The sequence below is a fragment of the Sphingorhabdus sp. Alg231-15 genome, from assembly GCF_900149705.1.
GTDB lineage: Bacteria > Pseudomonadota > Alphaproteobacteria > Sphingomonadales > Sphingomonadaceae > Parasphingorhabdus.
The window spans coordinates 2,027,989-2,044,463 of the sequence record NZ_LT703001.1; the positions used below are offsets into that span (position 1 = coordinate 2,027,989).

A 16,475-nucleotide genomic window follows, 5' to 3' on the forward strand; every position below is an offset into this window, starting at 1 on the left:
TTTTTTGCCATTTACCGCTATCACCCAAATCTGCCACCCAAATCTGCCACCCAAATCTGGAATGAAGTTCTAGTCCGCGCTCAGATAAAAGAGCAAAACCGTTTCCGGTGGCGCGACCGGCAGTTGCATTCCAACCTGACTCAGAACAGCGCCGGAAAAACTCATACCCGCGCCGGCCAGATCCAAAGCGTCAATGACGGATGGAGATTTCTCGCTGTACCAGTCTTCGGGCCAGATTTGCCGGATCCTGTAGTTTGCTTCCGGGTCTAATCCGGAAAACCGGAACCGGCCTGGCAGTGCTGGGACTTGTCCAGTCAAATAGGCGACGGAATAGAGCGCCTCGCCCTTGTCCTTCGCCACGACACCCATGATATTGAGATAGTCGGGACTGTCCATCCGGCCAAAATCGCCGTCATGCAAAAGGTTTCGGTGATTTTTGTAAAGCGCGATAGCGGCCTTCAACTCTTCCAGCTCTTCCGGAGGTTCGTCCAGCAAATTCAGCTCCAACCCCATATGGCCCATCAACGCGGTGCCTGCGCGCATGGCCATCGACAATGTGCGCCCTGTGATATGACAATGGCGCGGACCAACATGGGCGCCCATCACTTTGAGCGGCAAGAAATGGGATGCACCGCGCTGAATGATCTGACGATCAAGTGCGTCATTGCTGTCAGAAGTCCATACTCGGTCGGTTCGTGCCAACATCCCAAAATCGGCACGCCCGCCGCCCGAAGCACAGCTTTCAAACTCGACGTCAGGATGTGCGCTACGCAAGCGATCAATCAGCGCCCAAAGTGCCTGTACATGCGCGTAAGCTTTGGCAATGCCCTGTTGACCACCGGGATGATTGAGGTCCCGGTTCATGTCCCATTTGACATAGCCGATATCATGGTCAGTCAGTATTGCGCTGATCCGCCCGAACAGATGATCAGATACTTCCGGTCTGGAAATATCGAGTGCATACTGGTTTCGAAACGGCACCTGTTCAACACCATCCAGACCCAAAATCCAGTCCGGATGAGCGCGATACAGATCGCTGTCGGCGTTGATCATTTCCGGTTCAAACCAGATACCCATTTCCATGCCCAAACCGGTGACGTGATCAATCAGGGGTTTCAGCCCATCAGGATAAACCGCATCCGAAACATGCCAGTCGCCAAGGCCCGCCGCATCGTTACGGCGCCCACCAAACCATCCGTCATCAAGAACAAAACGCTCCACGCCGACATCTGCAGCGCGCGAAGCCAAAGCCTTTAATCGATCCTGATCATGGTCGAAATAGACGGCTTCCCAGCTGTTATAATGCACTGGCCGCACGCGAAATCGTGTCGATTGGCGTAGCAAATTGTTGCGCACGTGATCATGATAATGCTGGCTCAGCGATGAAAGCCCTGAACAGGTATAGGCTCCGACCAGCTGCGGGCTATGGTAGCTCTCACCCGGAGCCAACCGGATTTCGCCAGGGAACAGCAACGCACCCATGGATGCGAAAACCCGGCCGTCGCCATTGCTGTCGACACGCAGGCGACTATTCCCACTCCATGCCAAGTGCAGACCATAAGCTTCCCCTGACTGTTCATCGCTATTTTCTTCGCACAAGATCAGCCCAGGAAAACAGTCATGGGAAGTGCGGCCACGCCGGTTCTCCCGCATATAGGAACCAGAAAAACGACTGACCCTTTCCATCTGAAACTCACGCGCCCAGCGGCCGGAAAATCCTATAATGTCCGTTATATGCGCGGGTATCGGTAAGCAGATTGTTGCCATATCGACCAGATCAAGCGGGCGATCTTGCTGATTGGTGATGGAAGATGAGAATGTCAGCAAACCATTGTCGCTATCGACCACAATATCATAATCGAGAGCGATACCGGTGCGATGATCATGGCAGCTTATCCGACAGGATTGCGGATCCCGTTTGACGTTCTGCACAACGAACCGGCTACCCCAGTCCTGTCCTTCTCGATGGGCAGAAAAGCCGCTTGGCCCAGTATAGCCGATTCCGGGCTCCATCGCCAAAGATGGCTGAATATTGACATCTTCTATGCCGTGGGCGCTTTGCCTCGTGGAGAGCAAAGAAACCTGTTCAACGGATAGGTCAGGAGCAAGGCGCGGTCCCCAGTAAAGGATGAAAGGCGGCTCTCCATTGGCGCAGCAGAGAATGAAGGACATTTCTCCGGCATCAAAGCGGATTGTCTCCATGCGATTGTCGATTTGCATTTCTCCAGACATGACAAGTTCGTAATCGAATTTTATATTTTGCAAAAAGAAAAACCGTTCTGGCATGCACAGCCGAAAAATACTATTAATAGTATGAAACGGGAGAGTTTGCGTATGAATAGCGGGGGTGTGTCGGCGGTCCAGATCGGTGTTTTTGTCGGGCTCATGGTCCTCATCGGACTGCTTACCTATCTGAAAGTGCGCGGCAAAGCGGCTGGTGAGGATGGGTCTGCCAAAGATGTCTTTCTGGCAGGCGGAGGTCTAAGCTGGTTCTTTATCGCTGGCGCGATCACCTTGACCAACCTGTCCACCGATCAGCTTGTCGGTATGAATGGCAATCAAATGCTGCTGCTCGCCTGGTGGGAGCTTTCCGCTATCGTCGGACTGTCCATTCTGGCCTTTGTGTTTGTGCCGATCTACTATCGCAATAATTGTACAACCGTCACCGAACTGCTGGAAAAACGCTATAAGAAGCGCAACATCCGTACCACGATTTCCGCGCTGTTTCTTATCGGCAATGTCGTCATTTACCTGCCTGCCGTCATCTATAGCGGTGCATTGTTCATGCAGTCGCTATTCGGTGTGAATATTTCCCTTATTCTGATCGCCGCGGTTTTCGCAACCGTTGGTGCTGCTTATGCCATATTGGGCGGTCTGCGCGCGGTGGCTGTGCTCGACACCTATAGCGGTGTCGGCATATTGGGGTTGGCGCTGGTCGTTGTCTTTCTTGCGCTCCAAGCCGTCAATTTCGATATTGTCACCGATGTGCCGCCAGAGCGTATTACGATGATCGGGTCTAATGACTCGCCCATTCCTTTCCATACGCTGTTCACCGGCATGCTGTTCATCCAGATTTTCTACTGGAGCACCAATCAGAACATCACGCAAAAGGCACTGGCTGCTCCAACAGTCCGTGAAGCCCAGAAAGGCGTCATGGCCGCGGCGGCAATCCGGTTCTTGATCATTCCGGCAATTGTCGTGGTGCCCGGCGTGGTCGCGTACAAGCTCTTCGGCGATGTCGGTGATCGGGCTTATGGCATGCTTGTCGCACAGGTCTTACCGAGCTGGACGAGCGGGTTGTTTGCCGCGATGATCGCTGCGGCCGTGCTCACAACATTTTCGGCTGTGCTCAATGCCACCACGACGCTCTATACAATTGATTTCCACCAGCAATATATCAACCCAGGCGCCAACCCGGGACGACTCAACCGCATTGTCGGAGTTGCAGCGTCGCTTATCGCCATCGCGCTGGTTCCGCTATTTGCCAGCGCAGAGAGTATCATCAATTTGCTGCAGGAATTGAACGGATTGCTATCCATGCCAATCCTGTCGACCTTCATCGTCGGATTGCTATTCCGCCACGTCGATGCCCGCGCCGCGATAGCCGGTCTGTTATGGGGTTTTGCGCTTTATGCCTTCCACAATTTTGTCTTGTATAAGCCCGGCCTGATTTACGAGGGCGAGACATTCTATCAACATATCGGAGTGCCGTGGTTGCATTATATTGATGTCATGGTTGTGGTGCTGGTGACGTCGGTGCTATTCGCACTCACCGTAAACCGGCTGATTTTCGGAAACCGGGCCGTCTTTATCTTTAGCACTGAAGGCAAAGCGCAGCGGGCAGCCGAAGCGGCCTGATATTTCCGCCCCCCGATGAGGTATGTGCATGACTGAATTGATAGACTCGTTTGACAAACAGCTTTCGGCCATGCCCGTGGTTGCCATATTGCGTGGGGTGCAGCCGGATGAGATTGAGGCCATTGGCGAAGCGATTATTGCCGCTGGTATCACCATATTGGAGGTGCCGCTCAACTCGCCTGATCCGTTTTCATCGATCGGGATCATGGCGCGTTGTTTCGCCGGAAGAGCCATTGTCGGTGCCGGTACCGTTTTAAATGCTGCTGATGTCACTCGGTGCAAGGATGCCGGCAGTCAGTTGATTGTTTCACCCAATATGCGGCCAGATGTCATCAAAGCCGCAGTGGCAGGCGGCATGCTTTCCACGCCAGGCTGTCTGACACCGAGTGAAGCCTTTGATGCGTTGGACGCGGGAGCCCACGCGATCAAGCTATTCCCGGGAGAATTGGTGCCGCCTGCCGGAGTGAAGGCCATGCGCGCTGTGTTGCCTTCGGAGGCGAGAATGCTTGTGGTCGGAGGCGTTACCACGGAAAATTTACCGGCTTATCGCCAGGCAGGCGCTACCGGGTTTGGCATCGGCGGGTCAATCTACCGAGCTGGTGACAGCGCCGCTGCAGTAAGCGCCAAGGCAAAGGCCTTTGCGCAGCTTCTGTCCTGACTAGATATTTTCGAGAGCGGGAATTTTGCCTTGCAAGAGTTGCTGCGCTTCCATGATCAGGTTTGTCATATATGCTTTTGCAGCTTCTCCGTCTCCGTCCCTGATCGCGTCGGCAATTTTCGCATGATCAGCCACGCTCGCCAAGGCAACGCCCTTTGACCGGTTAGTCACACGGATGGAAATATTCAGCGCTACGTCAACTGTATGCCGCATGTTCACATAAAAGCGGTTGCCGCTGGCGTGCAATATCGCGACATGAAACTCGATATCGGCAGCCAGCGCATCATCTTCGCCATTTTTTGCCGCTTTCATCCGGTCCAGTGCCATGTCTATTTTCGCTATGGCCGCCTGATCACCAAGTTCAGCTGCAAGCATCGCCGCCATGGGCTCGATCGCCAGCCGAAACTCCATAAACTCCCGGATCAAGGGCACGGTATTGCCCTTTACATGCAGAAACCAGTCCAACACATCCGGATCAGACAAGTTCCAGCTTTCTTCCTTCTGGACAATGCTGCCGACACTCGCACGAGAGGTTACGAGACCTTTGGCGGTCAGCGCTTTCACAGCTTCACGCATGACCGTGCGGCTGGCATCAAACGACCTGCAAAGGTCGTTGATCTGGAAGACCGAACCCGGCTCATATTCGCCAGAAACAATCGACCGGCCTAGCGAAGTGGCCACATGATCAGTCAAATTTCCTCTTGGCGTTCGTGCCACAGTATAATTCCCTCGCTCCTGAAGAGTATCTTTGCGGACGCGATGGGTGCGTTGCAAGTATCATCTGTAATTTCGATACACGTGGCCCCGGTCATACCGAGCGGCAGACCACCTCGGGAATCCCTTTCATATCAGTCTGGTACGCAAAAAGGGCACCCGCTAGTGGCTGGTCTGAAAGCTGCTCCTCACTCAAATCAACGCGCGCAGTTGTCACGAACAGCATGTCAAGATTCGGACCGCCAAACGCAACGCAACTGGGTTGACTTACCGGAAGTTCCAGCCGCCGCTCTATGCTGCCATCCGGTCGATATCGCACAACCTCGCCAGCACCCCATTGCGCGTTCCATAGATGATCCTCGCTGTCGATGCAGCTGCCGTCAGGATGTACGCCTTTGTCGGTCTTGGCGAATATGACAGGATCACCAATCGGCCCCTTGTCCGGGTCAAACGCATAGCGCCAAATGGTATTTTGCGGCGAATCCGCGAAATACATCGTCTCGCCGTCCCGGCTCCAGCACAGGCTATTGGGGATCTTGAAGCCCGATAGCGTGGGGAAAACCTGATCACCCCCATCATGACGCCACAAGGTGCCCCAGGGCTCCTCTCCGGTCGGATCTTGTTCGGCCATGGTGGCTGCCCAAAATCGACCCTGCCGGTCCACGCGACCGTCATTCATCCGCAGATGTTTGTGGTCCGCAGATACGGGAGCGATGAGCTGAAACACGTCTTCAGACGGCGTGAAAATCGCAAAGCCGCTCTCAAAAGCTCCCAGATAGGTACCGATCATATCCGTAAGGGCAAAACTGCCCAGTCTTTCGGGCAACAGGAAACTCTGTGGTTCTGCGTCGGAAAAATGCCAGGTCCAGAACCGGGATGATTCAATATCCGTCCATAATATGGCGGACTGTCGTCCATCCCATAGCACACATTCTCCCAGCCGGTTCTTGACGTCGAATATTTTTGTCGGCGAGATATCCATGGTCATGCAAATATCTCCTGATAGGCTTTGGTGAGACCTGCCAGACTGGCAGACTGACCGTCTATCTGAATTGAACTTTTGCCAGCCCTATCGAGTGCGGCGGCATAGAGTGTAGTCAGGCCCGGCGACCCGATCAGCTGCACGTTTTCAACATCATTATATATCGCCAATGCAGAGCGAATCTCGGCTCCGACCAAAAGCCCAGTCAGATAAGAATCAGCTTCTGTATCGGGTAGGTCACCCGCAACTTGCCTGCTACGTACCGTGAAGAGCAAAGACTCCAGTCCCAAAGCATTGGTAAGCGCCACCTTCACCCCATCCGTAAACGCTCGTCCAACAACCGCCGCTGGTGCTCTTCTTGGGTTCAGCAATATGCTCTGCTTCCCGATCAGCTCAAGCAGTTCTCCCGTTTGCGCGGTATGAAATGTCTCTATCGTCCCGCCTGAACGCTGTACCCATTTCGAGTGCGTGCCCGGCAGACATATCAAGCCGTCCTCCGCCGCACCCATAATCTGCGTTTCCTCACCGCGCATTAGATCAGGCAGGCCATCGCCTAGACGATTGGTCTTTACACCGGGCAGGATCGCAAATCTTGCGCCCCGAGCTTCAAACCGTAATGCAGCGGACAGTACCGCCTCAACTGAAGCCGGAGTTTCGACATAAGCGGCTTCACGCCAGCCAATGTTGGATCCGACCATTCCCGCCATGAGCACCGGCAGTGACGTGCCCCGTCCGATCCAGTCACCAATAGCTTTAAAACAGGTCGCCTCAATCGCATCCGCATTACCCATTTTCGCGATGCCCGGACCATGCGTTTCATCAAGCCGCACACCCATTTTGTCAGCCAGCACGAAACGCGCATTGCTGGTGCCCCAGTCAATCGCGATAAAGGCAGGCTTTGTCATGACTTTAGTGCGATTCACGCGTGACGGTGGCGCCGCTTTTACCAACCAGAAAATCAAGATCGCAGCCTTTGTCCGCTTGTTCGACATGATTCACATGGAGATGGACATAGCCGCGCTCGCTGTTTGGCGGCGCCATTGGAGCCGACAGTTCTGCTTTGCGTTTTTCAAGCTCAGCATCGTCAACCAGCAAGGTCAGCGATCGCGCCGGACCGTCGAGTTTGATCCGGTCGCCATTTTGCACAACGGCCAGCGGACCACCGAGATGGGATTCAGGCGATATATGCAGGACCACCGTGCCATAAGCTGTTCCGCTCATCCGAGCATCCGATAAGCGCACCATATCGCGCACGCCGGCCTGAAGCAGTTTCTTGGGCAGGGGCATATTGCCGACTTCCGGCATGCCCGGATAGCCTTTGGGTCCGCACTGTTTCAGCACCATCACCGAATCCTCCGTGATTTCGAGGTCGGGATCATCGACCCTCGCCTTGAAATCCTCGATCGATTCAAAGACCACGGCAGGTCCTTCATGTGTCAGCAGCTCAGGCGTAGCAGCGTTTGGCTTGATGATCGCGCCGCCCGGGCACAGGTTGCCCCGTAACACCCAGGTACCTGATGAACTTTGCACAGGGGTATCGAGCGGACGAATGACAGCATCATTGAAACACTCCCCTGACGCGGCGACCTCACCAATCATCTGGCCACCAACCGTCGGAGCCGTCCCGCGCAAACGATCGGCAATACGGTTCATGATTGCGGGCATTCCGCCCGCATAGTCAAAATCTTCCATCAGATATTCGCCGGAAGGCAAAAGATTAGCGAGCAAGGGCACGTCCCGCGAGAACCGGTCAAAATCCTCCAACTGCAGATCCACGCCGCAGCGTCCTGCAAGCGCCAGTAGATGGACAACAGCATTGGTCGAGCCACCAACGGCTGCATGGACCAATATCGCATTTTCAAAAGCCGCCCGGCTCAAAAAAGTCGACAGCGGCTTGTCTTCCTCGACCAGCGCCACGATCCGTCGTCCGGCTTCATGGGCCATCGTTCGGCGGCGGGCGTCTACGGCAGGGATGGAAGCGTTGCCGGGCAGAGCGACACCCAATGCTTCACTCAGACTGCCAATTGTCGACGCCGTGCCCATAGTGTTACACACGCCAGCACTGCGCGACATGGCCGCTTCCGCACTGAAAAATGTCTCTTCACTGATTTCGCCTGCTCGTGCCGCTTCGCTCAGACGCCAGACGTCTGTGCCCGATCCGATGGTCTCACCGCGAAACTTGCCGCTCAGCATTGGGCCGGAAGAAACAACAATAGCGGGCAGATCGACCGATGCCGCTCCCATCAATTGACCCGGCGTTGTCTTGTCACAGCCGCCAAGCAGAACCACCCCGTCCATAGCGTAGCCGCGCAATGCCTCTTCGACATCCATAGCCAGCAAATTGCGAAACAACATTGCCGTAGGTCGCATCTGGGTTTCGCCCAATGACGATACCGGAAATTCCACTGGTACACCGCCCGCTTGCCAGACGCCGCGTTTCACATGTTCCGCCAAGATGCGTAGATGCGCGTTGCAGGGTGTCAGTTCTGACCATGTGTTGCACAGGCCGATAATCGGCCGGCCATCAAAACTGTCGTCGGGAAGCCCCTGGCTTTTCATCCAGCTACGGTGAATGAAGCCATCCCTGTCACGCTTGCCATAAACAGCGGCGCTTCTGCGTGCCTTTTTGTCGGTCACCTGTTTTCCCATCACGATTGCTATGTCGTCAGCAAAGCTTGACAAAAGCTGCGCCAGACGGTCATTCACATGATCATATTGATATGATTTATGCAAGCCGAATGTCCCAAGCGGCCGTCGGCTTTCAAGACAGTTTACAGTGACAGGTCATGCGCGTTACCGCCTAGAAAGGTGATTTTAAGTTGGGACAGGCCGGGGACGAGAGAGTATGACCAATTTGCGCATCGCGATCATGGGCTATGGCAAAATCGCCAAAGACCAGCATGTCCCGGCCATAGCGAAGACTGATGGTGCTGAGCTGGTCGCCATTGTCAGCAGTCGTAGCGAATCCCCGGAGGGTGTTCCGGTCTTTGCTTCACTGAAAGAACTGGCCGATAGCGCTGTTGCCGTGGATGCCATCGCCCTTTGTACGCCGCCCAAGGGCCGCACCAAAATCGCCCGGGACGCGTTAAGCAGGGGTTGGCATGTCCTGCTTGAAAAGCCGCCCGGCGCGACACTGACGGAAGTGGAACATCTCTCCGACTATGCAGAATCAACCGGCCTGACCCTGTTTGCGACATGGCATGCACAATATAATGAAGCCGTCGATAAGGCCGCTGCTCTTCTGGCCAATCAAGAAATAATCTCCTTTGCGATTCACTGGTGCGAAAATGTGCGCAAATGGCATCCCGGACAGACGTGGATTTGGGAGGCGGGCGGATTTGGAGTCTTTGATCCGGGCATCAATGCCCTGTCCATTGCTACCAAGATATTGCCCATGGACTTTCATGTCCACGAGGCCAGCCTGTTTGTAGCGGAAAACCATCAGGCACCGATTGCCGCTGATATCAAGTTTTCCGGCAGCTTTGCCGAAGAAGCCAGCGCCCATTTTGATTTTCGAACAACAGATGATGAAATCTGGACGATGACCGTAAAGACCAATGCGCATTCGCTCAGTCTGGAGCGCGGTGGCAGCTTGCTTAAAATTGATGATCAGGTGATCGTGAAACAGCATGCGAATGAGGAATATCGGCTAATCTACGAGGAGTTTGTAAATCTGGTCAGAACTGGACAGTCCAATGTGGATCTTGCGCCTCTCAAACTAACCGCTGATGCCTTGATGATCGGTCGCCGCCATTCGGTCGCGCCCTTTCCCGACTGATTTTTCCTGTGAACCGGTTATTGCGTATGACGAAGCGACCTGTCATAGTGACTTAGTTAACTAAGACAGAGGTGAAGTGATTATCAAACAAGCATTTTCATGGATGCGTCTTCATCCTTACGTCTCTGGTCTTATCGCCCTTGTCGTCATCGCAATTCTGTACAAGATCATTGTTCCCTCACCGGCGAGTTATGAATATGTCACCGAACCCGTATCCCGCGGTGACGTAGCCCGTATCGTGTCAGCCAGCGGGAAATTGAGGGCACTCAACACAATCAATGTCGGATCGGAAATTTCCGGGCAAGTCACCGACGTCTTTGTCGACTTCAACTCTCCCGTGACGGCGGGACAAGTGCTCGCGCGGATCGATCCCACCCGGATCGAAGCGCGCGTCACACAAGCCAGGGCGCAAGTGGCCTCGGCACGCGCGACACTGGCACAGGCCGAAGCCTCGATTATCCGGGCGCAAACAGATTATGAAGTGCAAAGCAGTGAATATGAGCGGCAACAGCAACTTGCGGACAAAGGCTTTGTGTCCAAGGCGGGGATCGATCAGGCCCGCAATGCGCTGGCCAATGCCAGAGCGTCGCTGAGCACCGCAAAAGCACAGGCACAAAGCGGGCGCGCACAAATTGCGCAAAGTGAGGCAGAACTATCCTCTGCCCAGCTTGATCTCGACCGCACGCGAATCATCGCACCCACTAGCGGTGTAGTGATCAACAAGCTGGTTGAGCCTGGAACGACCGTGGCCGCCAGTTTCCAAACGCCCAACCTGTTTGAAATCGCTGCCGATACCAGCCGGATGCAAGTCGAAGCCTCAGTCGATGAAGCGGATATCGGGCAAGTCCGGGTGGACCAGCTGGTCCGCTTTACCGTGGATAGCTACCCTGATGATACATTTGTTGCGAAAGTGGGCCAGATCCGCAAATCAGCCACCGAAGAACAGAATGTCGTCAGCTATCTCGTGATCCTTGATGTTGACAATAAGCAAGGCAAATTGCTCACCGGGATGACTGCCAATGTTGAAATTGTAACTGGTACCAAAACAAACGTATTGCGCGTCCCGGCACCGGCCATCCGCTTTCGTCCGCGTAAAGAAGACCGGCCTGAAAAGGACAAGGATGAGAACAAGGGCAGCGATGCCGCCAACGCAAAGAAATCGGGTAAAAAACGCACCACCGAAATCTGGATGGCGAGCGACGACCCCTATGAGCCGGTTCGCCGGACCGTCACAACTGGCCTGGCTGGCGAGGACTTTGTCGAGATACTCAAGGGCGTGAAAGAAGAAGAAAAAGTCCTGGTTCGCTCGAAGAACCTTGAGAATGAAGATGAGGATGAGGACGATCTCACTGACGAGGACAGCTAGCAGATGGCCCTTGTTGAAACACAGGATCTGGTAAAAAACTATGAACTGGGCGGAGAAACCGTCCGCGCTGTTGACGGCGTTTCCCTGTCGATAGATCGCGGCGAATATGTCGCGATCATGGGAGCCAGTGGGTCAGGCAAATCAACCTTCATGAACATGATTGGTTGCCTGGATATACCAACATCAGGAATTGTTCGCATTGATGGTATTGCCACCAGTGACCGGGATAGCGACGCACTGGCCGAGCTACGCAATCAGAAAATCGGGTTCGTATTTCAACAGTTTAATCTGCTGGCCCGTACAACCGCGCTCGACAATGTTGCGGTGCCGCTCATCTATGCAGGCCTGGGCAACGAGGCACGCCGGGACAAAGCAAAAGCGAAACTTGAAGAAATGGGACTTGGCGACAGGCTGGATCACAGCCCCGCAAAACTTTCCGGCGGGCAGCAACAGCGCGTGGCAATTGCTCGCGCACTGGTAACCGATCCCGTCATCCTGCTTGCCGACGAACCCACGGGTGCGCTCGATAGCAAGACCTCCGAAGACATCATGCAGATTTTTCAGACGCTGAATGAACAGGGAATCACGATCATTGTTGTCACCCATGAAGCGGAAATTGCCGATCATGCCAAACGGCGGATTGAATTTCGTGACGGCAAGGTGATTGAGGATATCACGATCAAGAAGCGCCGGAAGGCTGGCGCATGATGAGCAATCTGGCGCAAAAACTATCTGGCTGGCTGGTCAATGTGGCCATTGCGATGACGGCACTGCGGACCAATTTAATGCGATCGATACTGACCACATTAGGGGTTATGATCGGCGTATTTGCAGTGACACTGGCCGTCGCCGTCGGATCGGGCGCACAGGTATCGGTGATGCAGTCGATCAATGCGCTGGGGTCCAATATGGCATTGATATTCCCGCAACCGGATACCGGCGAAGGTGGACGGCGCTCCTTTGATCGCGGTCGCCTTACAATGCGCGATGCGCGTGCGATCGAAAAACAGATTGGCGGAATTGACGACATCGCTCCGCAACTGCGCTCGAACATTCAACTGATCGTCGCCGGACGCAATGCTTCGACCAACGCGGTCGGGACGACCCCGGGCTATGGTAAAGTCTCCAATCTTGTCGCCGAGAACGGCCGCTTCATTAGCGAAGCCGATGTTCGCTCTGCCGCACGTGTCGTCGTACTCGGGCCCACGGTCGCACGAAAATTATTCGGCGATTTTGATCCGATTGGCGAGACTATTCGCATCAACCGCGCGCCGTTTACTGTCATCGGCGTTACCGAGTCCAAGGGGTCAAGCTTTGGCAATGATAATGACGATATCGCGCTGATGCCGATCAGTACGATGCGGCAACGCTTTTCCGGGGACTCGTTAGCAGGGCCTGATGACTTGCAACTGCTGTTTGTCGGTTTTCAGGACGGTGTATCGCTGCCAGAAGCCAAACGCGAGATGACAAAATTGCTGCGCGAACGCTACCGTGTGCGCGGCAAGGATATCAACCCTTTCACTATCCGCACGACCGAGGAATTCATGAAAGAATCCGCCCAGGTTACCGGTATTTTCCAGATTGTCCTTGTTGCAATTGCTTCCATCTCACTCTTGGTCGGCGGGATTGGCATCATGAATATCATGCTCGTCAGTGTCACGGAACGCACCCGTGAAATCGGATTGCGCATGGCTCTCGGCGCCAAACGCAGCGATATCCGCAACCAGTTTCTGGTTGAGGCAGCTGTGCTCTGTGTGATTGGCGGCGCAATGGGGCTGATCCTCGCTATTGCCGGGGGCACGGCGCTTACCGTCTATGCGGATTTCCCGGTTCCTATCGGCGTTGGGGTCGGCATTGGCGCAATTGTCTTTTCCGCGTTTATCGGCTTGCTGTTCGGCGGTTACCCCGCCGTCCGTGCGTCGCGCCTGTCGCCGATCGAAGCGTTGCGCACAGAGTAAAAGCAGATTGCCTTTGGCGGCACAGAAATGATATGAGAACGACATCCGCAACTGGCGAGATCGGGTGGATTACCACCGGGGAGCGGACGCATTTCTATTGATGCAGATTTCAGTCGCGCGCCTGGGCATTTCTTGAACTAAAGGAGACCTGCGCATGACCGATACGCCCCAAAATAAACCCGCACCCTTCCACATCGTCTTTTTGTTGTTCGATGGTATCACGCAGCTAGACTTTACCGGACCAGCGCAGTTTCTGGCGCGCATGCCAGGCGCTGTCGTGCATACGGCTGCAAAAGCGCTGCAGCCCATTCAGACAGACAGCGGCTTTGCAATGCTGCCAAATACGAGCCTGGCCGATTGTCCACAAGCCAACCTTCTCTGCGTCCCTGGCGGCTTTGGCACACGCGATGTCATGCAGGATGCAGAGACACTGCAATTCCTGCGCGATCAGGCAGACAAGGCGCAATATATCACCTCTGTTTGTACCGGATCGCTGGCATTGGGTGCGGCGGGATTGCTTGATGGCAAGCGCGCAACCAGCCATTGGGCCTATACGTCCTTGCTTGAAAAACTCGGCGCAACTTATGAGCCGGCACGCGTTGTCAAAGATGGCAATGTCATTACCGCCGGCGGGGTGACTTCGGGAATTGATTTCGCCCTAACCATCATTGCCGAGATTTCGGGACAACAGTTTGCGGAGGCAGTTCAACTGGGGCTGGAATATGACCCTCATCCGCCGTTTAACAGCGGTAATCCTAGCGTCGCCGATCCCAAGCTGGTCCAGTTGCTGAACGATCGCAACTATGGCGATGTCCTGAAAGAGTTGCAAAAGGTGATCGACGCTAGCTAAACAAATAGAGGACTTGGGGCTCCGCTTTCGTCATGGGCATCGCAAGCCCTTCCTGGCCCATGATAGAAAGCCAAAAAACTGACCGACGCTGCGAAGCCCTCTACCAAAACTGCGCCCCGCCGGATTAGCGAAACGAAACTGTTTCTCTTTTCCATGGCTTGCGCCGTTGCTGTGGCCAATGGCTATTATATCCATCCGCTTATTGCGCCCGTGGGTGATGATTTTGGCGTGAGCGGTACCCTGCTCGGGTTGGTACCTGCGCTGAATCAGATTGCCCTGGCTTTTGGTATATTGCTGCTCTTGCCACTCGGTGACCGCATCAACAATCGCAAGCTCGTTACCACCTTTGTCGCGGGTCAGTTTCTGGCGCTGCTTGCCATGGCCACGGCACAGGATTTCCGTCTCTTCGTTGCGGCATCCTCTCTGCTCGGTTTTGCGACCATCACGCCCTATTTGCTGCCCGCCTATGTTACCAAACGGGTGCGTCCAGATCGTATCGGACATGTTACCGGCATCATGACGGCTGGGATTACCGTCGGCCTGCTCGGCAGCCGAGCGGGAGCTGGCGTGTTGGGTCACTATTTTGGCTGGCGATCAGCCTATTGGGTGGGGACAGCGCTCACTCTTTTGCTGCTCGTTATCTTGCCACTCATCATGGAGAAAGATGAAAAGCTCCGCGATGACAGCGAGCCGCAAGAGAGCTATGGCGCGCTAATCGCTTCGCTCTGGCCGATCATCAAAACCATGCCGGACGTGCTACTTGCGGGATTGCTGCAAGCTTTATCCTTTGGCTTTTTCCTCGCTCTTTGGCTCGGCATAGGCCTGCACATCACTAGCCCACAAATGGGCTATGGCGTAGATGTTGTCGGCTATCTTGCGCTGCTCGCGGGCACCAATGTCTTCATCGCACCGTGGTCGGGACGATTGGCAGACCGGATTGGCGCTGAAAAAGCCCGTATGCTTTTTGCCATCGCCCAGATGATCGGCGCGGTCCTGCTTATATTTGCTGGTCAAAGCCTGTGGATATTGATCCTCCCGATCCTGTTCAGCAATTTCGGCGGCGCATCGATGGATGTCGCAAATCGCACAATCCTGTTCGGCCGAGCACCGGAGATCCGTACCCGATTGATGACGATCTATATCGTGATCATGTTTACCGGCGGCGGCTTGTCGAGCTGGCTGGGCACGGCCGCCTATGCCTGGGGCGGTTGGGATGCGATTGTCGGGATATCACTGGTCTTTGCGACCCTGATCATGGGCTTCTCGCTCTGGGGTTTACGGATGCGGCCTAAAGCTTGACCAATACCTTGCCGATATTGCCGCCAGTGAAAAGCTTGCCATAAGCGGCCAGCACATTCTCAATACCTTCCGTCACATCAAACGGCGTGTCGATCAGCTCTTGATCCAGCCACGTCTTGAGCTGCGCGGTCAATCGTTCACCCTGGTCCATGAAATCGGGTGAGAAAAAGCCTTCGATCCGCAGCCGCTTCATCAGAATCTGGTCAAAATGCTCTGGACCCTGCCCGCGCCCGTCGCCTTTATATTGAGCGAGCAATCCACATAAAGCGACGCGACCATAGAGTGCCATATTGGGCAGTACATCGTCCAATATCGGGCCGCCGACATTGTCGAAATAGGCATTAATCCCGCCATCGACCTTTGCCAGCTCGGCAGCGATGTCATCATTTTTATAGTCAATTGCCTGGGTGATCCCGAGCTCACTCTCCAGCCAACGGCATTTATCCGGCCCGCCTGCGAGACCATAAACATTTGCGCCCAATATTGTCGCAATCTGACAAGCCAGCACACCTGTTGCCCCTGCGGCGGCAGAAATCAGAACATTATGACCGGCCTGCACCCCAGCCGTTTCCTGCAAACCCCATAGGGCCGTCCAGCCGTTAAAGCCAAGCACACCAAAATACTGTTTGATATCGCCTATGGAGTCATCCAATTTGACCAGTCCGGCCAGTTCTGGTTCGATCACGGCATGTTCAGCCCACTGGCCAAAACCGCGAACAAGATCACCCTCGGCAAATCCGTCATGGCGTGACGCCGCAATATGCCCGAGCACAAGACCGACCATTTTTGTGCCCAGTTCTAACGGTGGCTGATAGCTGTCTTGCCGTTCCGTCATCCACATGCGGGTGCCTGCATCCATCGAGAGATATGCGGCCTTGACCAGCACTTGGCCCTTAGCCAGTTCCGGCATCGGTTCACTTTCCAATGACAATGCGCTCGCGACATCGTCACCCTCAGGCCGTTTGTTCAATTGCCAGAAACGATTTGTCGTCATTGCCTGCCTCCCCTTTTC

The 16,475-nt window shown here is 54.7% G+C and carries 14 protein-coding genes and 1 riboswitch; of the genes, 8 read left to right on the plus strand and 6 right to left on the minus strand.

Annotation, left to right across the window (positions count from 1 at the left end; genetic code table 11):
* Positions 1-69 precede the first annotated feature (69 nt).
* Positions 70-2,220, minus strand: a complete 2,151-nt coding sequence (locus tag DG177_RS10005) for an alpha-galactosidase (protein WP_337658714.1) — start codon at positions 2,218-2,220, stop codon at positions 70-72.
* Positions 2,221-2,334: 114 nt separating this feature from the next.
* Between DG177_RS10005 and DG177_RS10010 the strand changes: the two genes are divergently transcribed.
* Both DG177_RS10010 and DG177_RS10015 read left to right on the plus strand, forming a co-directional pair.
* Positions 2,335-3,858 (plus strand): sodium:solute symporter family transporter, encoded by a 1,524-nt coding sequence (locus DG177_RS10010; RefSeq protein WP_108811346.1) that lies wholly within the window; start codon positions 2,335-2,337, stop codon positions 3,856-3,858.
* A gap of 28 nt (positions 3,859-3,886) precedes the next feature.
* Positions 3,887-4,516 (plus strand): 2-dehydro-3-deoxy-6-phosphogalactonate aldolase, encoded by a 630-nt coding sequence (locus DG177_RS10015; protein WP_108811347.1) that lies wholly within the window; start codon positions 3,887-3,889, stop codon positions 4,514-4,516.
* Here the strand turns inward: DG177_RS10015 and DG177_RS10020 are convergent, their stop codons facing one another.
* The 4 genes from DG177_RS10020 to DG177_RS10035 form a co-directional block, all read right to left on the minus strand.
* Positions 4,517-5,209 carry a FadR/GntR family transcriptional regulator gene (locus tag DG177_RS10020; protein ID WP_337658715.1) on the minus strand — a complete coding sequence of 231 codons (693 nt, stop codon included), beginning with the start codon at positions 5,207-5,209 and terminating at the stop codon, positions 4,517-4,519.
* Positions 5,210-5,324: 115 nt separating this feature from the next.
* Positions 5,325-6,218 (minus strand): SMP-30/gluconolactonase/LRE family protein, encoded by an 894-nt coding sequence (locus DG177_RS10025; RefSeq protein ID WP_108811349.1) that lies wholly within the window; start codon positions 6,216-6,218, stop codon positions 5,325-5,327.
* Entirely contained in the window at positions 6,215-7,117 is a 903-nt protein-coding gene (locus DG177_RS10030) for a 2-dehydro-3-deoxygalactonokinase (protein ID WP_337658716.1), read from the minus strand. Before DG177_RS10030 ends, DG177_RS10025 begins: the two co-directional genes overlap by 4 nt.
* A 4-nt stretch (positions 7,118-7,121) precedes the next feature.
* Positions 7,122-8,945, minus strand: coding sequence for an IlvD/Edd family dehydratase (locus DG177_RS10035; protein WP_337658717.1), 1,824 nt, complete (start codon positions 8,943-8,945; stop codon positions 7,122-7,124).
* A 112-nt stretch (positions 8,946-9,057) separates the two neighbouring features.
* On the opposite strand from DG177_RS10035, the gene DG177_RS10040 reads away from it, so the two are divergent.
* The 6 genes from DG177_RS10040 (at position 9,058) to DG177_RS10065 (ending at position 15,463) form a co-directional block, all read left to right on the plus strand.
* The gene (locus tag DG177_RS10040; RefSeq protein WP_108811351.1) at positions 9,058-9,990 is read left to right on the plus strand and encodes a Gfo/Idh/MocA family oxidoreductase; all 933 of its coding nucleotides are present in this window, start codon (positions 9,058-9,060) and stop codon (positions 9,988-9,990) included.
* A 76-nt stretch (positions 9,991-10,066) separates the two neighbouring features.
* On the plus strand, positions 10,067-11,356 hold the full coding sequence (locus DG177_RS10045; RefSeq protein ID WP_108811352.1) for an efflux RND transporter periplasmic adaptor subunit: 1,290 nt from the start codon (positions 10,067-10,069) through the stop codon (positions 11,354-11,356).
* Positions 11,357-11,359: 3 nt separating this feature from the next.
* Entirely contained in the window at positions 11,360-12,064 is a 705-nt protein-coding gene (locus tag DG177_RS10050; RefSeq protein ID WP_108811353.1) for an ATP-binding cassette domain-containing protein, read from the plus strand.
* Positions 12,061-13,314 carry an ABC transporter permease gene (locus DG177_RS10055; protein ID WP_108811354.1) on the plus strand — a complete coding sequence of 418 codons (1,254 nt, stop codon included), beginning with the start codon at positions 12,061-12,063 and terminating at the stop codon, positions 13,312-13,314. The genes DG177_RS10050 and DG177_RS10055 overlap by 4 nt, the downstream gene beginning before the upstream one ends.
* A 37-nt stretch (positions 13,315-13,351) precedes the next feature.
* A riboswitch (ZMP/ZTP riboswitch) is annotated at positions 13,352-13,448 on the plus strand.
* A gap of 20 nt (positions 13,449-13,468) precedes the next feature.
* Positions 13,469-14,164 carry a DJ-1/PfpI family protein gene (locus DG177_RS10060; RefSeq protein WP_108811355.1) on the plus strand — a complete coding sequence of 232 codons (696 nt, stop codon included), beginning with the start codon at positions 13,469-13,471 and terminating at the stop codon, positions 14,162-14,164.
* A gap of 153 nt (positions 14,165-14,317) precedes the next feature.
* The gene (locus tag DG177_RS10065) at positions 14,318-15,463 is read left to right on the plus strand and encodes an MFS transporter (protein ID WP_108811356.1); all 1,146 of its coding nucleotides are present in this window, start codon (positions 14,318-14,320) and stop codon (positions 15,461-15,463) included.
* On the opposite strand, the gene DG177_RS10070 is transcribed toward DG177_RS10065, so the two are convergent.
* Positions 15,453-16,457, minus strand: a complete 1,005-nt coding sequence (locus DG177_RS10070; RefSeq protein ID WP_108811357.1) for a zinc-binding dehydrogenase — start codon at positions 16,455-16,457, stop codon at positions 15,453-15,455. The two genes, DG177_RS10065 and DG177_RS10070, sit on opposite strands and share 11 nt — an antisense overlap.
* Positions 16,458-16,475 lie beyond the last annotated feature (18 nt).